Source organism: Embleya sp. NPDC059237 (assembly GCF_042754105.1).
Classification (GTDB): domain Bacteria; phylum Actinomycetota; class Actinomycetes; order Streptomycetales; family Streptomycetaceae; genus Embleya.
The window spans coordinates 1,355,580-1,378,225 of record NZ_JBHZAE010000001.1 but is presented as its reverse complement, the minus strand read 5'-3'; the positions used below and the strand labels follow the sequence as shown (position 1 = coordinate 1,378,225).

The following is a 22,646-nucleotide window of genomic DNA, read 5'->3' as shown; positions in this document are numbered from 1 at the left end:
ACCCGCCTCGTCGGGAGCCCCAAGTCTCGGAGCCACGCACGCCGGCGGCGGCCCACCACCGACTCTGACCGGCCCCGCACCGGCCACCCGCAACCCAAGGCGTAACGCCCGCCGGAAGCACCCGGCCCACTCGGGAACGCACACCCGGCGAACCCAACCCAAGCACCCACCCCGTCCGCCGCTGCCGGCCGCTTTTTCGCCGACCAACACGCTTGTCTCGTCGGGAGCTTCAGGTCTCGCAGCCCCGCACGCCGGCGGCGGCCAACCACCGACTCAGACCAGCCCCGGACCGGCCACCCGCAACCAAAAGCGCAACGCCCGCCGGAAACCGGCCGACCCACTCGGAAAGGCGTCCCGGCGGACTCAACCCGGCTGCCCTTCTGCTCCCCCGCGGCCAGCCGGTTTTCGCCGACCAACACACCCGCCTCGTCGGGAGCCCCAAGTCTCGGAGCCACGCACGCCGGCGGCGGCCCACCACCGACTCTGGCCGGCCCCGCACCAGCCACCCGCAACCCCAGGCGCAACGCGAGCCGGAAACACCCGGCCCACTCGGGAACGCACACCCGGCGAACCCAACCCGAGCACCCACCCCGCCCGCCGCTGCCGGCCGCTTTTTCGCCGACCAACACGCTTGTCTCGTCGGGAGCTTCAGGTCTCGCAGCCCCGCACGCCGGCGGCGGCCCACCACCGACTCTGACCGGCCCCGCATCAGCCACACGCAACCGCAACCGCAAGCGCAGCGCCCGCCGGAAACGCCCCACCTACTCGGGGACGCATCCCAGCGCGCTCGACCCCGCCGCCCGCCCGCGCAGTCTGCCGCCACCGCCACACGCCACAGTCGCCGCCGGCGCCGGCGCCCTTTCCGGGGCAACGCAACCTCTCGCCTGAGAACCCCGGCCGCCCGGCGCCCATGCGCCGTTTCAGGCTGCTCGGCGTCGGCGCTCTCGATGTCCTCTGGCCACGCCCTTCCTTCAGGCCCGCCCCCGCCCCACCGGCCCAACCGACCGCGCCGTCCGGCATTTGCCGGTGTGTCCTTGGTTGGGTGAGGTGTAGACCAAGGCCGGCGAGTGTGGACCGTTGGGCGCTGTGGGGGGCCGTCTGGGGTGGTCAGGCTGGGGGCATGATCAGTGTCGAGCGATTGACCAAGCGCTACGGGGAGCACGTTGCCGTCGACGGGGTTTCCTTTCGGTGTGAGCCGGGGACCGTGACCGGGTTCCTGGGGCCCAACGGGGCAGGGAAGTCCACCACGATGCGGATGATCTGTGGGCTTACGCCGCCGAGCGGCGGGGGCGCGACCATCCGGGGTGTTCCGTATCGGCAACTGGCCAATCCCGGGCGCCACGTCGGTGTGTTGCTGGACGCCGGCGCCCAGCACGCGGGGCGCAGCGGCCGCGAGACGCTCGCCCTGTGTGCCCGCATCCTGGACGTGGACCGGGCCCGCGTCGGCGAACTGCTCGCCCTGGTCGGCCTGTCCGGACCCGCGGCGCGGCGTCGGGTCGGCGGCTATTCGTTCGGGATGCGTCAGCGGCTGGGCGTCGCCCAGGCCCTGCTCGGCGACCCCGCCGTGCTCATCCTGGACGAGCCCACCAGCGGCCTGGACCCCGAAGGGGTCTTCCAGATGCGCAGCCTGCTCCGCGACTTCGCCGACCGCGGCGGCACCGTCCTGCTGTCCTCGCACCAACTGCGCGAGATCGAGGCGGTGGCGGATCGCATCGTGATGATCGCCAAGGGGCGTGTCGTGGCCGACGGCACGAAGGGCGAACTCCTCACCGCCCCCGCCGGCACCCTGGTCGCCGCCCTCGACCCGGCCGCGCTGCACGCCGCGCTCACCACGGCCGGCCTGTCCCACCACCCGACCGACCCGACCGGCACTTTCCTGGTCGACGCTTCGGCCGAGGCGGTCGGCCGCGCCGCCGCGAGTGCCGGGGTCGTACTGCGCGAACTGCGTCCCGCCGAACACGAAGGACTCGAGCAGATGTTCCTGAGCCGACTCGGCTCCGTCCCGCAGGAGGTCGGGTCGTGACCTTCGCCGCCGCACCCGTTACCGCTACTGATACTGCAACCGCCGCCGCGCCCGTCGCCGCAACGACTCTCCTCCGGCTGACCGAGGTCGAGCTGCGCAAGATGACCGACACTCGCGCAGGCCGTTGGCTGCTCGCCGTGGTCGCATTCGCCGCCGTTGCCCTCGTCGTCGTGACCCTGACCGCCGCGCCCCGCGAGGACCGCACCTGGCGGTCGTTCCTCACCTCCTCGCAGGCCGGCGTGGCGGTGTTGTTCCCGGTGGTCGGGATCCTGGCGGTGACCTCCGAATGGTCCCAGCGCACGGCGCTGACCACCTTCGCCCTGGTCCCCGATCGGCGTCGCGTGCTCGGTGCGAAGGTCGCGGCCGGGGTGGTCCTGGCCCTGTTCGGCGTCGTGTTCGGGCTGCTGTGCGCCACGCTGGGTCGGGCAGTCGCGGGCTGCACCGACCGAGGCGCCGGAAACTGGTCCATCCCCGGCCCGATGCTCGCCTCGGTGCTGCTCGCCGCGATCCTGAGCATCACCCTGGGCGTGGCGTTCGGCGTGCTGTTCCTGAACGCCCCGCTCGCGATCGTCACCTTCTTCATGGTGCCAAGCGTCTTGGGGATCCTGGCCGACCTCGTCTCCGCGATGGAGTCCGTCAATCGCTGGGTCAACCCGGGCCCGGCCCTCGACCCGCTCTACGGCACCGGTATCAGCGGCGTCGAATGGGCCAGGCTGACCACCACAATGGCCATCTGGCTACTCACCCCACTGGCCGTCGGCACCTACCGCGTCATCCATACCGAAGTGCACTGACCCGCCCAACGATCGACGGTCTCGCCGAGCAGGTGATCGCGGCGCCGCACGGCGGGCCCGTCGGCATGGCAGTGGACTTCGGCGGGGTAGCGGACCTCGGCGGGGCAGTGGACCTCGGCAAGTAGTGGACCTCAGGAGGGCAGCCCATCCAGTGGGCCCGTTATCAGGACCCTTCTCCCCCCTCGCCCCTACTTCGCCCCCGGGAACAACGACACGAACGCGTCCGAGGCCGCCGTCATCCCCTGTCCGAAGGGTGCGTCCAGGTCCCAGATCAGGAACAGCAGGAACGCGATCAACGCACTGAACAACCCCGCAACGATCAACTCCGGTGCGGATCTGCGGATCTGCAGCGTAAAGATCATCCCGACCGTAACGATCGCCCCGGTGATCAGGCCGAACCACACCAGCCCCGGCATCGACGCGCCCGCCTGCCCACCCCGTGCCTGACGCGCGTCGTCCGCGATCGCGATCTGGTCCAGGATCGGCTGGTACATCTGCGTTTCCTGGTCGCCCTGCGGCGCGTAGTCGGTCACCTCGTTGCGTACGGTCGCGAACAGCTGCGAAGCGCGCGGGGACAACTCGCCGTGGTCGGCCATGTAGCCCCATTCGTTCTTGACCACGTACTTCACATAGGCGTCGATGTCCGCTCGGATCTGATCACGCACCTGCGGCGGATAGACCCGAACCCGCTCACTGACCTCGTGCAACGCCTGGGCCTCGTGACGCACTTCGTCCTCGGCCGCGCTCCGCCCCTCCCACACGGCGGCGATCGCGAGACCGAGCACGATCGCGTAGACGACGCCGATCATCATCGTCATGTATTCGAGCACGTCCGGCGTGGCCGACGGGTCGTCGTCGTCCGGCAACCGCCGCTGCTTGAGCACGACGACGGAGAGGACGACCGCGCACACCGCGACCATCGCGAGTGCCAGTACAACCCAATGCGTCACGGATGACCTCCGGGGCAAAAACGGCAAGGGATCCAGGGAGTCGGAAGCCGGGGTGGCGGCGAACTCGGCGCCTCAGCCGCGCCCGCCGCCACCGCCACCCGATCCGCGCGCCCCCGCCCGGCCGCGCGGCTTGAGCGCGGCACCGGCCAGAATCGCGGGCGCGGTGATCAGCAACGTCGTGGTGACGAGCGAGTTCCCCCGCACCGGAGGCGGCGCCGGAGCCGGCCGCGCCAACGGCCGCCGCACCGCGATCGGTTGCAGCGGCGGCGGGGCCACCACCGGCGGGGTCGTCGGCGGCGGCGTGGTCGGCGGCGGTGGTGGCGTCGTCCGCGCCGGAGGCGGCGTCGTCTTGGGTACGACCAGCGCCATCGGCGTCGCGCGCTCCACCGGCGGAGCCGGCGTGCTCCGCACCGGCGTCGGCTTCGTCGGAGGCGGCGTCGGCTTGGGCGTGGTGGGCCTGGGCGTCGTGGGCGTCGGCCTGGGGCCGGCCGTGGGCCGGCAGGACCCGTTGCGCAACAACCGGAAATCGACTGTGAGCCCGATCCCCCCGGTCGGCGGCCCGGTGGCCGGCGTCACATCGACCCGAACGCTCGCCCCGGGCGACCCACCGATCGAAACGCACACATCCACATGCGCTCCGGGCGTATGACCACCACCGGCACCCGACCCCGCCCACGCGACGCTCGCCGGAGCGGCCAACAAGGCCCCCGCCCCGACCACGCACCCCCACCGGCGCGCCCGACCCCATGCGCTCATGGCAGCGATCGTCTCGTCAAATCATCGGCTTTGGCCCGAATAGCCCTTCAATTCACTCGAACGGGTCACCCGCCGACCAAATATGCACAGCCATCCGAAAGTTACCCAAAAATCGGTGGGTGGGATGGAGCGGGAGTCGTAGGGCAGAACGGCAGAGGTAGGGCGACCCGCGACCCGCGACCCGCTCAGTACGTCCGCGCCCCCGCCAACCACGTCCCCCGCACCGCGACCTCCCGCAGCGTCATCGGATCCACCCCGCGCGGATCCGCGCTCAGCCACACCACATCGGCCGGCGCGCCCACCATGAGACCCCGCCGGTCGTCCGCAAACGCCTGATAGGCGACCCCGTCGGTATACGCGTCCAGCGCCTGATCCACCGTCAACCGCTCGTGCGGCGCCCAACCCTGCTCCGGCGCCCCCTCGAACGTCCGTCGGGTGACCGCGACTTGAATGCCCTCCATCGGCCGGTGCGAACTCACCGGCCAGTCGCTGCCGAACGACACCGGCGCGCCCGAGTCCAGCAGACCGCGCATCGGGTATTGCCGTCCGCCCCGCTCGGCACCCACGCGCGGGATCGACAACTCCACTTGCAGCGGGTCGAGTTGGGCCCACAGCGGCTCGAAGTTGGCGATCACCCCGAGCCGGCCGAATCGGACCAGGTCGGCCGGGTCGACGATCTGTACGTGTGCGATCACCGGCCGCCGATCCCATTCCGGGTTGGCCGACGCGGCGGCCTCGATCGCGTCGAGCGCGGCGCGCACCCCCGCGTCGCCGATCGCGTGGATGTGTACCTGGAACCCGTCCGCGTCGAACGCGGTGACCGCCGCGGCCAACGCGGCCGGTGTCCACACCGGCATCCCACAACTGTGCGGCGCGTCGCAGTACGGCGCCAACATCGCCGCCGTGCCGCCCTCGATCACCCCGTCGGCGAAGAACTTCACCGTCCGCGCGGACAACAGCGGCCCGCCCTCGGCCGCCACCGTCGCCCGCGCCGCGACGAACTCGGCCCGCTGCGCGCGCCAACGATCCGGATCGGCCCGGAACGCCAGGTTGGCCCGGAACGCCAACGTCCCGCGCCGCGCCGCCTCGACATAGGCCGGCACCATCTCCGGTTCCACCCAGGCGTCCTGAACCCACGTCAGCCCCGCGCTCGCGTACGCCTCGCCGGCCACCCGCAGCGCGTCCACCAGTTCGTCCAGCGGCCGGCCCGGCACCCGATCCAGCACCAGGTCGCACGCGTGCCACTCGCGCAGCGTGCCCATCGGCGAGCCGTCCGGGCGCCGTACGATCCGGCCCAGTCGCGGCTCCGGCGTCGCGTCGCCGACCCCGGCCCGGCGCAGCGCCTCGGTGTTGCACCACACCGTGTGATAGTCGTACGCCCGCAACACCACCGGCCGGTCGGCCACCGCCGCGTCCAGCCGGCGGGCGTCGAACTCGCCGTCCGGGACCAGGGTCGGGTCGTAACTGGCGCCCACGATCCATTCCTCGTCCGGGTGTTCGGCGGCCCAGCGCCCCACCTCGGCGGCGATCGCCTCGACACCGGTTAGCCCCTTGATCCGCGGCCCGAAGTGTTCAAGGCCGCCGAAGAGGGGGTGTGCGTGTCCGTCCCCGAACGCCGGGAGCAACAGGCCGTCGCCGAGGTCGACGATCTCGTCGGCGACGGACGCGAGGGCGAGCGCATCCGCACCCAGGGCAACGACCCGGCCGTCGCGCACCGCCAGCGCATCGGTGTCACCCGAACCCGAACCCGAACCCGAGCCCGAGCCCGAGCCCGAACCCGAGCCGGCGCCAGAGCCGGAGCCCGCACCCGCACCCGCACCCGCACCCGTGCGGATGGTGCCGCGGAACAAGGTCATGGTCATGACGCTCACTCCTAGGCGTTCACACCGCCCGACGCAACCCCTCGCCCGCGATCCGCGCACGCGTCGGCGCAGTCGCGTGGCGACCCTGCGTGAGACCCGCGCCGAACCCGCCCCCCGCCTGGGCCGGACATATTAGGCCAGCCTAACCTGCTCCAGTGAACGTCCTCCCGACGCGGGGTCGAACGACGCGGCGCCGAGCCCTCCTGATGGCCTCGGTGCTGCTCGTGTTGGCCGCCGCGTGTCTGCTCAGCCTCGCCGTGGGCAGTCGCGGCATCGCCCCGAGCGTGGTGCTCGACGCGCTCGTGCACGGCGGCGACTCCACCGACGCCATCGTGGTGAACTCGATGCGGGTGCCGCGTACCGTCGTGGCCCTGCTCGTCGGCGCGTCCCTCGGCATCGCCGGCGCCTGCATGCAGGGGCTGACCCGCAATCCGATCGCCGAGCCCGGGATCCTGGGCATCAGTACCGGCGCCGCCGCCGGCGTGGTGACCGCGATCGCGGTGTTCGGGGTGAGCAGCCTGACCGGCTACGTCTGGTTCGGCTTCGCCGGTGCGCTGTGCACGGGGGTACTGGTGTACGCGGTCGCGGCGCGGGGGCGCGGCGGTGCCACGCCGGTGAAGCTGGCGCTGTCCGGGCAGGCCTTGGCGGCCACGCTCGGCGCGGTGATCACCATGGTGCTGACCACCGATCAGGGCACTCTGGACCAGTACCGGTTCTGGCTGGTCGGCTCGCTGTCCGGGCGTACCGACGAGGTGGCCTGGCAGATGTTGCCGTTCTTCGGCGTGGGCGTGCTCCTGGTGGCGGCCACCGCGCGCGGTCTGGACGCGCTCGCACTGGGCGACGACGTGGCCAAGGGCCTGGGCCACAAGGTGAACCGGATCCGGGTGCTCGGCGGCCTCGGCGCGACCGTGCTGACCGGCGTCGCGGTGGCCGCGACCGGCCCGATCTCCTTCGTCGGCCTGGCCGTTCCGCACGCCGCCCGAGCCCTGGTGGGCACCGATCACCGGTGGGTGCTGGCCATGTCCGCGCTGCTCGCGCCGATCCTGCTGCTGGTCGCCGACGTGTTGGGACGGGTCCTGTTCCCGCCCGCCGAGGTCGAAGTGGGCGCGATGACCGCGCTGATCGGCGTACCGATCCTGGTCGCACTGGTGCGCCGCAAGCCGGTGGTGTCCGGATGAAGCAGCCGAGCATCCAGAGCAACCAGAGCGACCCGAGCCGCCGGAGCAACCCCGGCCACCCGAGCCGAGCGAGCCGCCCCGGCCACCCGAGCTATCGCCCCTACGGTCACCTCCTGCTCCGTCGCCCGAGCTTCTCCTTCCTCCTGCATCGCCGTTCCGTCGTCGTGACCGGCGTCGTGGCGGTGCTGCTCGCGGCCGGATTCCTGCTCAGCCTCTGTGTGGGTGAGCGCTTCATCCTTCCCGGCGACGTGCTCAAGGTGCTCGTCGGCGCCGACGACAGCTTCGTGGTCGAGACGTTGCGGCTGCCGCGCGCCACCGTCGGGCTCCTGGTCGGGTTGTCCTTCGGCATCGCAGGCGCGCTGATCCAGACCGTGGCGCGCAACCCGCTGGCCAGCCCGGACGTGATCGGCGTCTCGCACGGGGCCGCCGCGGCCGTGGTGTTCGGCCTGGTCTTCGGCTACGGCGGGCCCACCGCGACCCCGCTCACCGCCGTGGCGGGCGGCACCATCGCCGCCTTCCTGGTGTACGTGCTGGCCTGGCGTCGCGGGCTGAACGCGCAGCGGTTCGTGCTGATCGGCGTGGGCGTGTCGGTGGCCCTGTACTCGGTCACCAACCTGCTGCTCACCAAGGCCGACATCGCCCTCGCCCAGCAGGCCAAGGTGTGGATGTCGGGCAGCCTGAACGGGCGCGGCTGGTCCCAGGGCGAGCCGCTGTTCTGGGTGTTGCTCGCGCTGACCCCGGCGATCGTGTGGGCCGCGCGGGCGTCGCGGTCGGCCGGGTTCGACGACGACACCGCGATCGCCCTCGGCATCCGGCTCGGCCGGATCCGGCTCGGCCTGGTCGTGGTCGGCGTGTTGCTCGCGTCGGTGGCCACCGGGGCCGCCGGGCCGGTGGACTTCGTCGCCCTGGTGGCGCCGCAGGTGGCCCGCCGGCTGACCCGAACCCCCCAGGTGCCGCTGGTGTGTTCGGCGCTGCTCGGCGCGCTGATCGTGGTGGTCGCGGACATCGGCGCACGAATGTTGATCTCCGACGCCGAGTTGCCGGTGGGCGTGCTCACCGCCGCGGTCGGCGGCCCGTACCTGCTGTGGATGTTGACCCGATCCCGTTCCGGAGGCGCCTCGTGACCACCCATCAGCTCGCCGCGCGGGAGCTCACCCTGGGCTACGAGGACCGGATCGTGGTCCGCGACCTGGACCTGGACGTGCCCGCGGGCCGGGTCACCGTGGTGGTCGGCCCGAACGCCTGTGGCAAATCCACCCTGTTGCGCTCGCTCGGCCGGCTGCTCAAGCCGGTCGGCGGCAGCGTGCTGCTCGACGGCGCGGCGCTTCGCGACCTGCCCACCCGGGAAATCGCCCGGCGGATCGGCGTGTTGCCGCAGAGCCCGGTGCCGCCGGAGGGGATCACCGTCGCCGACCTGGTCGCGCGCGGCCGGCAGCCGTACCAGCGCTGGTGGCAGCAGTGGTCGGACGAGGACGAGGACGTGGTGGCCGACGCGATGCGGCGCACCGACGTGGTCGAACTCGCCAACCGCTACGTGGACGAACTCTCCGGCGGGCAGCGCCAGCGGGTGTGGATCGCGATGGCGCTCGCCCAGGGCACCGGGATCCTGCTGCTCGACGAGCCGACCACGTTTCTCGACATCGCCCACCAGGTGGAGGTGCTCGACCTGGTCCGCGAGCTCAACGTCACGCGCGAGCGCACGGTGGTCGCCGTGCTGCACGACCTCAACCAGGCGTGCCGCTACGCGGATCACCTGATCGCGATGCGCTCCGGCGCGATCGTGGCCCAAGGCGCGCCGGGCGAGATCGTCACGGCCGATCTGGTCGGCGAGGTCTTCGGGCTCGACTGTGTGGTCATCCCCTGCCCCGTGACGGGTGCGCCGATGGTGGTTCCGGGGCAACCCCGAAAGATCGGGTAGCGAACGCGCTTCCCGTTCGGCCCGCCGGTCGTGCGCGATCACGGTCGCCGCCCGCCGCCGTTCTTCGAGGAGTTCCGATGAGATCCGCCTCCCTGTCCCGCGTCGCCGCCGCCTTGGGCGTGGTCTCCGCGCTCGTCCTGACCGGGTGCTCCTCCGAGGGTGCCGACGGCGGCAAGGGCGCCGAGTCCGGCTCGGCCGCCACCCGCGAGGTGCGCACCGCCAAGGGCGTGGTCAAGGTCCCCGTCACGCCGAAGCGTGTGGTCACCCTCGACATGGGCGAGTTGGACACCGCACTCACCCTGGGCGTCAAGCCCGTGGGTTCGGTGGTGGGCAGTCCCGGCGCCGGGTTCCCGAAGTATCACGGCGACAAGACGGCGGGGATCAAGGAGGTCGGCGCGATCGGGGCGCCCAACCTGGAGGTGATCGAGTCGCTGAAGCCGGATCTGATCCTGGGCAGTCTGGTCCGCGACGCCGATCGTTACGACGCGCTGAGCCGGATCGCGCCGGTCGTCTTCTCCGAGCAGGCCGGCACCCAGTGGCGGCAGAACTTCCTGCTCGACGCCGACGCGTTGAACAAGAAGGCCGAGGGCGACCGGGTGGTGGCCGCGTTCACCGCGCGGGCCAAGGCGTTGGGCAGCGCGCAGGGCGACCCGGGCGCGGTGAAGGTGAGCGTGTTGCGCTTCGTCGCGGGCCAGAATCGGCTGTACGGGAAGGCCACGTTCGTCGGCGCCATCCTGAGCGAGATCGGCTTGAGTCGCCCGGCCGCGCAGAACGTCGACACCTTCATGGTCGAGGTGAGCGCCGAGCGGATCGAACAGGCGGACGGCGACGTGATCTTCGTGGCCACGTACGGTCCGAAGGACAAGACCGACCACGACAAGGTCACCGGCGGCCCGCTGTGGAAGACGCTGAGCGCGGTCAAGGCCGGTCGGGCACACGAGGTGGACGACGAATACTGGATGGTCGGCACCGGCTACACGGCCGCCGACCATGTCCTGACCGATCTGGAACGGCTGCTGCCGAAGCGGAGTTGAGGCCACGCGAGGGCAGCTGTCGTTTCCCGGAACGCCGGGAACGAAGCCCCGCGAACCCGTGCGAAATGTTTCGCGATCTCGTCCGGCGACAAACATCCACTGTGCCCGCCCGTCCGCCGGGGCCGGATTCGGCCATGCGTACGGGCGGTTTCGGCCGCTACGAACGGGGGGTCCGTGTCGGGCGTCGACGATCGGCACGCGAACGGCCCGTCGCCGGGGGCGGTGGGCAGCCACAACGAACTCGGCGGGACGGTTCACGGACCCAGCGTGCAGGCGGGCACGGTACACGGGGGCATCCACGTGTCCATCGGCCCCGCCGACGCCGCCGTGGTGCCGTGGCAACTGCCGCCGGCCCCGCCGATGGTCGATCGGGTGCGCGAACTGGACGCGCTGGATCGGCTGTGCGCGGCCGGGACGCGGCTCGTGTTGCTCGGCGGGCAGCCCGGGGTCGGCAAGACCACGCTCGCGCTGACCTGGCTGCGTCGATTGCACGCCGCGTTTCCCGACGGCCGGCTGTACGCCGATCTGCGCGGCCACGGCGGCGAACGCCCGGCCGTGCCGAGCGAGATCGTCGGCGGCTTCCTGCGCGGACTCGGGGTGCCGGCGGATCGGGTGCCGCGTGACCCGGCCGAACAACTCGGCCTGTACCGCTCGTTGACGGAGGGACGCCGACTGGCGGTGTTGCTCGACGACGCGACGACCGCCGCCCAGGTCCGCCCGCTGCTGCCGGCCGGCGCCAACCTCACGGTGGTCACCAGTCGCGGCCGGTTGTCGGGGCTGCTGGTGAACGGCGGTGTGCCGGTACCGCTGGAACCGCTCGACCGGGCCGCCGCGGTGCAGCTCCTGGCCGCCACGATGAACGACGACCGGGTCCGGGAGCAACCGGCCGAGGCCGCCGAGTTGGTCGAGCTGTGCGCCCGACTCCCGCTCGCGGTCCGGGTGGCCGCCGCCCGACTGGCGTCGCGGCCGACCCGGCCGATCACCACGATGGTGCGCGCCCTGGCGGACGAGCGCGGGCGCCTGGACGCGTTGGCCCTGGACGGCGACCACACCGTCCGGGCCGCGTTGGACGTCTCCTACCGCGAGTTGCCGGACGCGGCGGCGCGGCTGTATCGCGGACTCGGCGTGCATCCGGGCCCGGACTTCGGGCCGGTGGTGGCGACGGCGGTGCTGGGGACCCGGCAGGTGAACGGGCCGCCGGCCGTCCTGGAGGACCTGCTCGATCGTAATCTGCTCACCGAGACCGCCGACGAACGTTACCGATTCCATGACCTGATCCGACTACACGCGGTGGACAAGATGTCCGAACGCTCGGGCTCCGAACGCACAGAGGCACTGCGCGCGATCCTGGACCACTACCTGGCCACGGCCACCCGGGCGGAGGAACTGCTCGAACCCCAACACCGGTCGCTGGCCCGGGACTACGCGACCGCCGAGGTGCCTCGGGTGGACTTCGCCGACGGTCCGGAGGCGTTGGCCTGGTTGGAGCGACAGCGGGTCACCCTGGTCGCCGCGATCCGCACCGCCGCGACCGCCGAACTGCACAGCGTGGTCTGGCAGTTGACCGACGCGCTGTGGCCGCTGTTCCTGCGCGGCAAGTACTTCGAGGATGCCCGCGCGGCGCACGGGTTGGGCCTGGAGGCGGCCCGCGCCTGTGCCGACCCGGCGGCGGAATCGCGGATGTTGACCTCGGGCGGGTTGTGCGAGCTGGACTGCGGCGGGCATGCCCGGGCGTTGGAGATGTTCGCCGCCGCGACCGAGGTGTGCGCCGGGTCCGGCGACGCGGTGGGGGCGGCCAGGGCGCGCAACTACACCGGTCTGGCGCTGCTGGGCCTGGATCGGCTGGACGAGGCCGACGAGGCGTTTCGCGAGGCCGAGGTCCGGTGTCTGGCCCTCGGCGACCCGCGTCCCGCCGCGTTGGCCCGCTTCAATCGGGGGGATGTGGCGCTGCGCGCGGGCCGGGCCGCCGACGCGATCGCCCACGCCGAGGCGGCACATGCCGGGCTCGAGCGGGTCGACGACGCGTACAACGCCGCGCGGGCGCGGGCCCTGATCGGCCGAGGGCTGGTGGCCGACGGCCGACCCGATCGGGCGGATCCGCATCTGCTCGCCGCGCTCGCGGTGTTGCGCGGACACAACGCGAGCGTGGAGGTGGCACACGTGCTCACCGCGCTCGGCGAATCCGCCGAGCGACAGGGGCGAGCCGCCGAGGCCCGGGACCGGTACGGCGAGGCGCTGGGCCTGCTGGACGCGGTGCGGGCCCCGGCGGCCGAGACGGTACGCGCGCGGTTGCGCGGCCTCGATCCGCCGGGGTGACGGTCCGGCTCAGCCCGGACCCGCCGCGCTGAGAACGGTCAACGCGTGCAGGATCGACGCATAGCGGGGCCAGGGCGGATCGGCGTCGCCGCGCCGTACCCGCCCCGGCGACGCGGCACCGATCCGAACCAGGGCCAGGTTCGGCCCGCGGACGATCAGCGTGACCAGGGCCCCGGGATGCGCCGCCGCCAACTCCCGGTCCCGCTCCCCCAGTCCCGCCCACGACGGCCGCCCACCGTCGGCGACCACCAACACATCGGCCAACGCCGCGCGCGGCGACGGCAGTTCGACCCGAACGTGCTCGTCGACCACGGTCCGGCCATCACCGCCCCGCAACACCACGGTCACCGAGACCGCCCCGGCCCCGGCCGACCGGACCGACCCCGGGCCGCGACCCGGCCGGCACCGGAACGGATCCGGGCCCCCGCCCGGCACACACCCCGTCATCGCGGTGCCCCCGGCAGATCGGCGATCCGCACCCTCGGGCGCGCGGACGGGGCCTTGAGCTTGAGGTGACGGTAGATCAGGTGGCGCATGTTTCCCGCGAAGGACCCGGGCTGGGAGGTGATCCGCGCGGCCACCCGGGCGTAGTCCGCCCGCCGATGGTCCGCCGGAATCCGGGACAACTGGGCGAGCATCGAGCGCCGGTGCCGGATCCGCGGCGCGAAGCGCGCCAGGTCGCCCAGCGGGGAGGCCGGATCGATGTCCGCCCGGGGGTAGGTCGCCAGTGCCACCGGTGCGTCGGTGGCGGTGGCGTACAGGCTCAGTGAACCGTGATCGCCGACCACGCAGTCCGCCGAGACCAGGACGCCCCGCCAGTCGTCCTCCGGCGGGATCAGCACCAGGCCCTCGCGCAACGCCTCGGCCAGCCAGGACCGCACCTGCCAGGCGCCGTGACCGCTCCATACGTTCGGGTGCATCAGCGCGGTCACCCGGTAGCCGTCCCGGGGCAGTTCGGTGGTCATCCGGTGCAGCAGCTCCGGGGTGCGGCCGAGCAGCGAGTTGCCGCCCCATGTGGAGGTGACCACGATGTGCCGCTGGCCGGGCGCGATCCGCAGCGCGTCGCGATAGCGCGCCCGATGCGCCCGACTGGCCAGCAGGCAGTCGTAGTTCGGATCCCCCGCCACCACGGCGGCGCGCACCGCCTCGGGGCAGGTCGTGCCGAGCCGGGCCAACTCCTCGGCGTGCGCGAGCAAAATGGTGGCCGGCACCAACCGACCGTCCCGGATCAGATCCTGCGGGGCCAGCCCGTACGTCCCCCGGGCGGCCACCATCCGTCCGCCGCGCGGCGCGGGGACCAGCTTGTTGTGTCCCGCGCCGTGCGCCATCACGACCACGGGCGCGTCGAGTTCGGCCAGTCCCTCGTGCCCCGCCGCCAACGCGAGGTCGAAACGCATGTCCACGGCCCGGTGCCACGGCACCGTGGTGGCGCCGAGCCGGTCCAGGAACTCGGCGACTCCCGAGGTGAAGATCGTCGGTGCCATCGTGAAGAAGACCTGGACCCGCAGGTCTCCTTCGAGCAGACTGACCGCGTCGATCAGGCGTTGTCCCGACGTGACGTTGTGCACCACGACCAGAACCCCCCGCTCCGCCGATCGGGTCGTCCACCGCGCCGCGTCCGGTCGGACCGGTACGGGTCTGGGCTCGCTGCCGGACAGGATCGTCATTCGCGCCTCCATGAGCATCGTCACCACCGGACGGGCCCCGTTCCCCCGTGGCCGAGCGGATCAGTGGGGTCGAAACGGCCGTTGCCGCCGACAACCGGGACATCCCCGACCGGTGGGGTGAATTCCTTGCAGGTTGCCGGCAGTCATGTTGCATCACCCATGCGCAACCGGAATGCCCCCTTGCGGATGGGCGATTTCCGGACGGATCGGGGCCGTCGTCTTCTGGTGGCCCTGTGGCAGGACGTGCCACAGTTGTCACACGACACCTCGGCACCGGGCGCGTTGGCCAGGAGGGACTGGGGCGGGGGGATAACGCGGTGCTATCGATCCGGGCCCTGGGCCCGATGGAACTGTGGGTGGGCGACGCCCGGCAGCCCCTGGGATCGATCAAGGAACGATGCGTGCTGGCCGTGCTGTTGGGCGCGGAGGGCGCCGCGGTCTCCACCGACGCGATGATCGCCCGGGTGTGGGACGACGAGCCGCCGCCCACATCCCTGGACACGCTGCGCACGTATGTGTCCCGACTGCGCCGGCGCCTGCGCACCACCGGCCACGCGACCCGCCTGTCCTCGGATTCCCGGACGTATCGGCTCCAGGTGGAGCCCGAGGAGGTCGACTTCCGCCGCTTTCGGCTGCTGCGCGAACGGGCCAACGCCACCGAGGATCCGGCGTCGGCCGCGGAGTTGTTGCGCGAGGCCGAACGCCTGTGGCGCGGCCAGCCATTCGCCGGGCTGCCCGGGTTGTGGATCGAAACGATCCGGGGCGGCCTCGAAGAGCAGCGCCGACAGATCCGTGAGCGACGTGTTCACCTGGAGCTCGGACTCGGCCGACATGCCGAAGTCGTCGTCGAGTTACGCGACTTGGCCGCGCAACATCCGGTCGCCGAGCCGGTGGTGGCCGACTTGATGCTCGCGCTGTACCGATGCGGGCGCTACGGCGAGGCATTGGAGACCTATCGCCGCACCCGGGCCCGACTGAGCAACGAACTGGGCGCCGATCCGGGACCGGACCTGGAGCGGCTGCATACCCGGTTGTTGCGTCGGGATCCGGCGTTGGCCATCCCCGCTCGGGTGTCCGGTGGATCCGTGACGCGCGAGGCCCTGCCCGAGCGGTCGGCGCCGAGCGCGCCCGACACGCTGCTGCGGGACACCCGGCACTTCATCGGCCGCCGCGCCGAGTTGGCCCAGTTGTTACGCGAGGACGAGGTCGGGACGGCACTGCCGGTGACGGTGATCTCCGGCCTTGCCGGAGTGGGCAAGACCTGTCTGGCCATCCATGCCTCGCACCTGATGCGGGCGAACTATCCGGACGGGCGCCTGTATCTGCACCTGCACGCACACGACGCGCACGAGTCGCCGATCGAACCGGCCGAGGCGCTGGGCTCGCTGCTGAACGAGATGGGTGTGCCGAGCGCGCAACTGGCGACCACGCCCGATCTGCGGGCGGCGCAGTGGCGGCGGACGATGGCCGATCGGCGGGCGCTGATCGTGCTCGACGACGTCCGCGACGCCGCACAGGTACGGCTGTTGTTGCCGGGCAGTCCGCGCTGCCGGGTCCTGGTGACGAGTCGACGCCGGCTCACCGATCTCGAAGGCGCGCGCTCGTTGTCCCTGCGGGTGCCGAACGCGGCGGACGCGGCGGCCCTGTTCACCCGGATCGCCGAGGAGTCTCGGGAGTTGGCCGAGGCGGATCACGCGCCGGTCGCCGAGATCGTGAAACGGTGCGGTAATCACCCGCTGGCCGTCCAGCTCACCGCGAATCGTTTTCGTCATCGCGCGGGGCGGGTGCACGATCTGGCGGCCCGACTGGCCGAGGCACCGCGCACATTGGATGTGATCGACGCGCCGCCGGGGATCTCGATGGCGTTCAACCTGTCCTACACGGAACTGGGTTCGGTCGCGCGGCTCGTCTTCCGGCGCCTCGCGCTGCATCCGGGACCGGATGTCGGCCGGACCGCGGCAGTGGCGATATGTGGTCTCGGGCCCGACGAAGTCGGTTACGGGATAGACGAGTTGGTGGAATCGCATCTCTTGGAGGAACCGGCGCACGATCGATATCGCTTCCACGACCTCGTGCACGACTTCGCGCTGCACACGGCGTACCGGGAGGAGTCCGCGCCCGAGCGGATGGCGGCGGTCACACGGGTCCTCGATCTGTATCTGGATCTCGCCGATCGGGCGGACCGGCTGGCCTATCCGCACGGGCGCCGATCGGGCCTGGTGCCGGCGCCCGCGCGGCGGACGGAAGTCCCGTTCGGGACGCCCTGGGAGGCCGAGGAGTGGTTGGATCGGGAGCGGTTCAACCTGATCGCGGCGGCGCGGCCGGTCACGGGCGTGGCGTCCGACCACGCACGTCACCTCGCCGAGGTGTTGGCGCGGTCGCTGCTGAAGTGGGGTTCGTGGGGGCTCGCGCGCGATCTGTACTCCGCCGCGCTCGACGAATGGCGCGCGGCCGGTCCGGGCAGGGCGCGGGCCGCGACGCACCTGTTGATCGAACGGGCGTCCATCCAGTGGCGGTTGGGCGACCACGAGGCCGCGTTCCTGGACGCGAGCGAGGCGCTCATGCTCGCCGAGGGCGCGAAGGATCGGCGCGGCCGGGCCGAGGCGTTGGCCGAGATCGGCGCCACACACCTGCGGGCGGGCCGTTTCCAGGACGCCGAGGATCACCTCGATCGGGCCCTGGAGATACATCGGGAGATCGACAGTCCGCATGGCCGGGCCGGAATTCTGCTGCATCTCGGTGTGCTGAACGGGCATTTGCGGAAATACGATCGGGCGACGGGTCTGCTACTCGCGGCACGGGACATCTATGAACAACTGGGCGAGCGGCGCGAATTGGTGAAGGTGCTCAACAACGTCGGCGAGATCTTTCTGCTGCGGGATGATCTGGACAATGCGGAGCGGTATTACCTGGAATCGCTGGAGGCGGCCCGCCAAAGCAATGCGCGGGCCGAATACGCGATCCTCATGAACAATCTCGGTCAGGTGGAACAGGCACGCGGGAATCCGCTCGCCGCGTTGCGTCGTTACGCGCAGGCGCTGCACGTCTACGGGCAGATCAGCGATCTGCGCTCCGAGGCGGACACCCGGATCAACGTCGGTCTCGCACATCTGGCCCTGCACGACCCGGGCGAGGCGCTCGCGCACTTCGCCCGGGGGCGCGAGATCGCCGAGCGAATCGGCGACCTGTTGCACCGACAGCGGGCCGCCGCGGGCTTCGCGCAGGCGTACTCCGACCTGGGCGATGTGGCCGCGGCGCGGGCGGAGTACCGCACGAGTGCGGATCTGGCCCGCAGGATGGGCACGGCGCTGGAGGAGGCGCGGGCGCTGGCCGGGCTGGCTCGCACGACCGAGGCGATCGATGGCGCGGCCGCCGCCCGTGCGCACTGGTCGTCCGCGTTGGCGGGCTATGAGCGCTTGGGGGTGGCCGGCTCGTCCGCCTCGGCCGAGGCGGACGAGGCCAAGGCCGCCCTGCGGCGCATCGACGGTGAGGCGTGAGGGGGGTGGCGAGGGGCCGGTGAGGGTGGTGGGTTCAGGCGAGGAGCAGGAGCAGGGTGGACGGCTCCAGGTAGTCGCCGGCGCCCATCATGAAGGTCGCAAAGAAGTCAAAAAACGCCATGGTGCAGCCTTTCCCACAAAAAGTTGGGGCGGAATCCGCCGAATCGACGACGGATCCGTAACCTATCGGCACGCCCGCGATCTTCGCAGTCGATTGCCGCAGTCGACGCGCACCGTCTTCGACACGTGTGCAGTGGCCTTGGATCAGCGGACGGGTTTTGCCCGTTCCACGCGCATTGCGCCGGTCGGACAGGAGGCGGACAACTCCGCCTCGGCCGACATTCGGGTATTCGGCGGCATTCCGGTTCGGGTGGCCAATTCCGCCAGGGCCTCGGGCGCGCCGCGCATGTTGCGCATGCCCGGGAAGGCGTTCACGTCGATGATCGACGGGACCCCGTCGACCTCCAGGATGTCCACGCCGTAGACGTCGAGACCGAACGCCTCGCCCACTCGGCGGGCGAGCGCGGCCCAGCCGGTCGGCAGGTCCTGCGGGGCGATCGGCTTGGTCTCGGCGGGGCCGTCGAGCGCGGTGCGGCGCAGGCCCGCGAAAACGTGCCCGTCGACCACCCACAATTTGTGATCCCAGCCACCGTTGTCGACGAACACCTGGGCCACGATGGGCTCATTGGGCCACTCCCGGGCCATCGCCCGCAACGAAGGCGCGTCGTCGACCCGGGCCACCAGGTCGTCCCTGCGGCTGCGTCGGCTCTTCACCATCAACGGAAACGCCGGTCGGGTGTCGAGAAGCTCGGCGGGCGAGGCGAAGGCGGTGGTGTCCGGGAACGGCAGTCCGGCGGCCCAGGCGAGTTCGGCCATCCGAACCCGGTCCAGGCAGGCGTGGGTGGCCGCCGTCGAGTTGAGGACCCTCGCACCATGCCGCTCGGCCCGTTCGGCGAACGCGAGCGCCCGGGCGGTACGGGCCTTGAGCAGGTAGACGTCGGCGGTGATCGGATGGTCGGCGGTGACGGTGTCCGGGTCGACCGCGACGACCTCGTGACGCGGCGTCAACAGCACGCGCGTGTCCGCGAGAAGCGGGTGGTCGGGGCGGTCGGTAACGAGGCAGATCCGCAATGTGCACGCGCCCCGTCAGCCGACGTACGCGGCCGGCGCGGCGTCCACGATCGGGCTCGCGGCGGCGCGGGCGGGGGTGACCACGGACCTGGCGCGCAGCGGCGGACGCACGGCGGTGACCGGGCCGGTACCCTGGGCCGCCCCGGTGCCGATGCCGGTGCCTCCGGCCGCGAGGTCGAGTACCGCGCGGGCGACCCGGGCGACGCCGTCGGGCACGCACCGGAAGCTGGGGAAGTCGTTGACATCCACGACCATCGGGCCGTCCGGCCCCTCGATGATGTCGACCCCGAACAGGTCGAGGCCGAAGGTGGCGCCGATTCGCTGCATCAGCGCGGCCGTTCCGGGCGGCAGCGGCACCCGGCTCTCCCGGACGGGCTGCTGCGGATGCAGCGGCGAGCGGCGCACGGTGGCGTGCAACTCGCCGGCGACGGAGTACACCTTCAGGTCCTGCCCGGAATTGGGTACGTATTCCTGGGCCAACAGCGGCCCCTCGTCGACCAGTTCGGCGGCCAAGCCGGCCAGGTCCTCGGGGCCGGACACCAGGTGCACGGCCCGGCCGGAGCTGCCGTCGGCGGGCTTGACCACGAGCGGGTAGCGGTCGGCGGGGATCGCGCCGAGCAGGTCCGGGATCGCGGCGAACCAGGTGTCCGGCATGGGCAGCCCGTGTGCGCGCGCGATCACCGCGGCCACCGCCTTGTCCCGGACCGACCGGATCGAACGCGCGTCGTTGATCGTGGTGAGCCCGAGCGCCGCCGCGGCCTCCAGCAGACCCAGTCCCGGGCCGCCGGAGACGGTCTTGAGCACCCACGCGTCGTGCGAGCCGGCCCGGATCAGGTCGGACAGGCCGATCAGTGAGCTGCCGGGACGCACGATGTCCACGTGGTGCCCCCACGCGTCGAGCTGTCGGATCACGTCGAGCGGCATGCCGTCATGGCGGTAGTGCTCCTCGACCAGGAAGGCCAGTTTCATCGATTTCCCCCCGGGACGGCCGCCGTTCCCCCATCCGGCGAAACTTTGACGGCACAGCATGCCACGCGTGCCGCGGACGACCGGCACACACCCCACCAAACTCCGCACGTGACCACCATCATGGGCCATTTGGGGGACGATTCCTCATCGCCCCAGACTAGAGAGGAATCCAGCCCTCCGCTCGCCCCCCGGCATAGAGCAGGTCAAACCCCACACAGCCGGTCCACCCACTGTCCGATTCGCGCAAAAGGGGACGGTCGGCGGCATGAATGGGTGATGCGCCAGGCCCCGGCCGTCGACGCGGCGGGCGATCTCGGCGCCGGCCCGGTTCGCGACGTCGAGCGTGCCCAGGGCCTCGGTCAACCGGTCCCGACGGTGCGCCGACCGGCGCAATGATGTCCTCGCCGCGCGCGAGCACCAAGGCCAGGGCGACGGTATCGGCGACCGCGACGGTCGAGCAGGTCGCGGACGTGTGGACACCACCCTGCGGGCGCCCGTCAGTGGAGTGTGGTGATCGCGACGGTCGTGATCAGCACACCCGGTGGCCCTCGCCGAGTCGGCATCGGGATCAATAGGGCATCGGGCGCCCGGATGGTGTGCGCAGATCCGCCGGCGGCTGCGGCCGCGGGGAAACGGGACGTTTGACGATCCTGATCCGTGTCATGGCCGCGTCCTCCTGGTCGTTCCCGGTCCGGCGCAGAGGCCGCGGTGTACGCGACGCGCGCCACCTGCTCCTTCGATACCCACCCGGACGCCCCGAACCCTCCGCCGACGGCGAACAACCCGTCACTTTGTCCGCCGCGACCCCAATTCCCCGGCCCGGAGGGCGAAATCGGGCCGTCGGACCGGGCCGGCGGCACGCTCCACCCGCCCGATCGAGGCAACTCGACCGCGAAGGGACGCAGTTCGCGCAGCCCCGGTGGGTGGCGAACCGCGTAGGCCCCCATCCGAACCGGCGGGCACGCCCAGGGATATAGTGAGTTTGGATTTCCAACCCAGTTGTCGGGAGGTGCCGGTATGGAGCAGGCAGGGACGGCGGTGGCGCAGGTGGCCTCCTCGTCGGTGCGCGAGTTCACCGTGGACCGGTCGTGGTGGTCGTGGGAGGGTGCGCACGGCGGGAGCCTGGTGGCACTCGCGCTGGAGGCGATGCGGGACGACGTGGTCGCGCGGTCGGGCACGGACCGGTCCGCGCGGACGATCAACGCGCACTTCCTCAGGCCGGTGGACGAGCGCCCGTTCCGGCTGACCGGCACGGTGGAGCATGCCGGCCGGGGCAGTTCGGTCGCCTCGTTCCGCGCCGCGCAGGAGGGCGCCCCGGTGCTGTTCGGCTCGGCCGTCTTCGGCGCCCGGCGTCCCGGGCCGGACGAGGCCGGCTCCCCCGCGCCCACCGTGCCGCCGCCGGACCGCTGCGACGCGCTCGCCCTGCCGGCCGGCCTGGTCGCGTTCGGGGAGCACCTGGAGATCCGCCCGGCCGGGCCGAACCTGCCGCTGTCCGGCGCCGCCGACCCGGAGTTGCTCGCGTGGATCCGGTTCGCCGACCGGCGCGCACTGGACGCGGCGGCCGTGGTGATCCTGGCGGACGCCCTGCCACCCGCGCTGTTCGCCCGGTGGACCCGGCCCAGGGCGGCCCCGTCGGCCGAGTTGACGGTGCACTTCGGCAACGCGCTCGACGACGGCCCGGTGTCCGGGTGGGCGCTGGTCCGGATGCGTACCGAGCACGCCGGCAACGGCTGGGCTCTGGACGACAGCGCGGTATGGACGGCGGACGGGCGCCTGCTCGCCCTGGGCCGCCAGGCCCGCCGGATCCTGGCCGATCGGGGTGCACCGGATCCGGCCGGCGGGCGTACCCGACCGTCGCAGTCCCGTTGAACGCCGAGATCCCGCCCGCCCGTTCGACGGGGCAGGCGGGACCTCGGCGGTCGGGCGAGAGTGCGGTCAGCCGCGCGGCACGTTGCGCTGCGCGGTCTCGACGACGCCGGTGACGTGGGCCGGGGTCATCTGGAGCAGGCCGCCGACCTGGTCGAGCAGGGCCCGCTCGGCGGAGCCGATGCCGCCGTCGGCCGCGGCGATCAAGGCCGCCCGGGAGAGCAGCCATTCCCGGCCCTGCGGCTGGAGTTGGTCGCCGAGCGGGACCAGGATCGGCGGCAGGTCGACCGGCGCGCCGGCCAGGTCCGCGTCCAGTTGGGCGACCGTGTACCCGGCCACGCCCGCCTCGGCCACGGCACCCGCGGCCACGGTGCGGGCCGCGGTGGACGGCATGCCCGTCACCCGCAGCACGGCCACCGCCAACGCCCGCATGCCCTGCGCGAGTTGCGCGGAGATCTGGGCGCTGGTCGCGCCCTGCAGCACGGTGTCGTGGAAGGTGCCGCCACACGTCGCGCACTCGACGTGGGTGCCCTGCTGCTTGAACGGGAAGATCGGGATGAAGAACAGGGTGAACCAGCGGCGGGCCTGCTTGAGGTGATACTGCCGATCACCTCCGCACTGCGGGCAGTGGAAGACGCCCCCCGAAAGTGTTCTGAATATGGTCTTGAAACCCCAGATGAGCATG

Annotated in this window: 18 protein-coding genes; 10 read left to right on the top strand and 8 right to left on the bottom strand. The window is 72.0% G+C overall.

Annotated elements, in window-relative coordinates:
- Positions 1–1,120: 1,120 nt before the first annotated feature.
- Together ACFXKZ_RS06020 and ACFXKZ_RS06015 are read left to right on the top strand one after the other, a co-directional pair.
- A complete protein-coding gene (locus ACFXKZ_RS06020; protein ID WP_379996840.1) occupies positions 1,121–2,023 on the top strand; it encodes an ABC transporter ATP-binding protein in 903 nt (300 codons plus the stop codon).
- A complete protein-coding gene (locus tag ACFXKZ_RS06015; protein ID WP_379996838.1) occupies positions 2,020–2,817 on the top strand; it encodes an ABC transporter permease in 798 nt (265 codons plus the stop codon). Before ACFXKZ_RS06020 ends, ACFXKZ_RS06015 begins: the two co-directional genes overlap by 4 nt.
- Positions 2,818–3,005: 188 nt before the next feature.
- Here the strand turns inward: ACFXKZ_RS06015 and ACFXKZ_RS06010 are convergent, their stop codons facing one another.
- Positions 3,006–3,767, bottom strand: coding sequence for a DUF4239 domain-containing protein (locus ACFXKZ_RS06010; protein WP_379996836.1), 762 nt, complete (start codon positions 3,765–3,767; stop codon positions 3,006–3,008).
- A gap of 163 nt (positions 3,768–3,930) precedes the next feature.
- Here ACFXKZ_RS06010 and ACFXKZ_RS06005 point away from each other — a divergent pair, with 163 nt between their 5' ends.
- The gene (locus ACFXKZ_RS06005; protein ID WP_379996834.1) at positions 3,931–4,416 is read left to right on the top strand and encodes a hypothetical protein; all 486 of its coding nucleotides are present in this window, start codon (positions 3,931–3,933) and stop codon (positions 4,414–4,416) included.
- A 292-nt stretch (positions 4,417–4,708) separates the two neighbouring features.
- On the opposite strand, the gene ACFXKZ_RS06000 is transcribed toward ACFXKZ_RS06005, so the two are convergent.
- Positions 4,709–6,385 carry an amidohydrolase gene (locus ACFXKZ_RS06000; protein WP_379996832.1) on the bottom strand — a complete coding sequence of 559 codons (1,677 nt, stop codon included), beginning with the start codon at positions 6,383–6,385 and terminating at the stop codon, positions 4,709–4,711.
- A 206-nt stretch (positions 6,386–6,591) separates the two neighbouring features.
- Here ACFXKZ_RS06000 and ACFXKZ_RS05995 point away from each other — a divergent pair, with 206 nt between their 5' ends.
- The 5 genes from ACFXKZ_RS05995 to ACFXKZ_RS05975 all read left to right on the top strand — a co-directional run bounded on the left by ACFXKZ_RS05995 (position 6,592) and on the right by ACFXKZ_RS05975 (position 12,831).
- The gene (locus ACFXKZ_RS05995) at positions 6,592–7,563 is read left to right on the top strand and encodes a FecCD family ABC transporter permease (RefSeq protein ID WP_379997320.1); all 972 of its coding nucleotides are present in this window, start codon (positions 6,592–6,594) and stop codon (positions 7,561–7,563) included.
- Positions 7,560–8,687: a FecCD family ABC transporter permease gene (locus ACFXKZ_RS05990; protein ID WP_379996830.1), complete on the top strand. Its 1,128-nt coding sequence runs from the start codon at positions 7,560–7,562 to the stop codon at positions 8,685–8,687. The genes ACFXKZ_RS05995 and ACFXKZ_RS05990 overlap by 4 nt, the downstream gene beginning before the upstream one ends.
- Positions 8,684–9,481, top strand: a complete 798-nt coding sequence (locus ACFXKZ_RS05985) for an ABC transporter ATP-binding protein (RefSeq protein WP_379996829.1) — start codon at positions 8,684–8,686, stop codon at positions 9,479–9,481. Before ACFXKZ_RS05990 ends, ACFXKZ_RS05985 begins: the two co-directional genes overlap by 4 nt.
- A 77-nt stretch (positions 9,482–9,558) precedes the next feature.
- Positions 9,559–10,515 (top strand): ABC transporter substrate-binding protein, encoded by a 957-nt coding sequence (locus ACFXKZ_RS05980; protein WP_379996827.1) that lies wholly within the window; start codon positions 9,559–9,561, stop codon positions 10,513–10,515.
- Between the two features lie 174 nt (positions 10,516–10,689).
- Positions 10,690–12,831 (top strand): ATP-binding protein, encoded by a 2,142-nt coding sequence (locus ACFXKZ_RS05975; RefSeq protein WP_379996825.1) that lies wholly within the window; start codon positions 10,690–10,692, stop codon positions 12,829–12,831.
- Between the two features lie 9 nt (positions 12,832–12,840).
- Here ACFXKZ_RS05975 and ACFXKZ_RS05970 read toward each other — a convergent pair whose 3' ends face one another.
- Together ACFXKZ_RS05970 and ACFXKZ_RS05965 are read right to left on the bottom strand one after the other, a co-directional pair.
- On the bottom strand, positions 12,841–13,179 hold the full coding sequence (locus ACFXKZ_RS05970) for a hypothetical protein (RefSeq protein WP_379996823.1): 339 nt from the start codon (positions 13,177–13,179) through the stop codon (positions 12,841–12,843).
- Positions 13,180–13,274: 95 nt separating this feature from the next.
- On the bottom strand, positions 13,275–14,498 hold the full coding sequence (locus ACFXKZ_RS05965; protein WP_379996821.1) for a hypothetical protein: 1,224 nt from the start codon (positions 14,496–14,498) through the stop codon (positions 13,275–13,277).
- Between the two features lie 344 nt (positions 14,499–14,842).
- On the opposite strand from ACFXKZ_RS05965, the gene ACFXKZ_RS05960 reads away from it, so the two are divergent.
- Positions 14,843–17,995 (top strand): BTAD domain-containing putative transcriptional regulator, encoded by a 3,153-nt coding sequence (locus tag ACFXKZ_RS05960; protein ID WP_379996819.1) that lies wholly within the window; start codon positions 14,843–14,845, stop codon positions 17,993–17,995.
- A gap of 34 nt (positions 17,996–18,029) precedes the next feature.
- On the opposite strand, the gene ACFXKZ_RS05955 is transcribed toward ACFXKZ_RS05960, so the two are convergent.
- The 3 genes from ACFXKZ_RS05955 to ACFXKZ_RS05945 all read right to left on the bottom strand — a co-directional run bounded on the left by ACFXKZ_RS05955 (position 18,030) and on the right by ACFXKZ_RS05945 (position 20,095).
- Complete coding sequence (locus ACFXKZ_RS05955) at positions 18,030–18,188, bottom strand: hypothetical protein (RefSeq protein ID WP_379996817.1); 159 nt, start codon at positions 18,186–18,188, stop codon at positions 18,030–18,032.
- Between the two features lie 71 nt (positions 18,189–18,259).
- Positions 18,260–19,069 (bottom strand): RimK family alpha-L-glutamate ligase, encoded by an 810-nt coding sequence (locus ACFXKZ_RS05950; RefSeq protein WP_379996815.1) that lies wholly within the window; start codon positions 19,067–19,069, stop codon positions 18,260–18,262.
- 72 nt (positions 19,070–19,141) lie between these two features.
- A complete protein-coding gene (locus ACFXKZ_RS05945) occupies positions 19,142–20,095 on the bottom strand; it encodes a RimK family alpha-L-glutamate ligase (protein ID WP_379996813.1) in 954 nt (317 codons plus the stop codon).
- 1,017 nt (positions 20,096–21,112) lie between these two features.
- Here ACFXKZ_RS05945 and ACFXKZ_RS05940 point away from each other — a divergent pair.
- Entirely contained in the window at positions 21,113–21,964 is an 852-nt protein-coding gene (locus tag ACFXKZ_RS05940; RefSeq protein ID WP_379996811.1) for an acyl-CoA thioesterase, read from the top strand.
- 66 nt (positions 21,965–22,030) lie between these two features.
- On the opposite strand, the gene ACFXKZ_RS05935 is transcribed toward ACFXKZ_RS05940, so the two are convergent.
- On the bottom strand, positions 22,031–22,645 hold the full coding sequence (locus tag ACFXKZ_RS05935) for a zinc ribbon domain-containing protein (RefSeq protein ID WP_379996810.1): 615 nt from the start codon (positions 22,643–22,645) through the stop codon (positions 22,031–22,033).
- Between the last annotated feature and the right edge of the window lies 1 nt (position 22,646).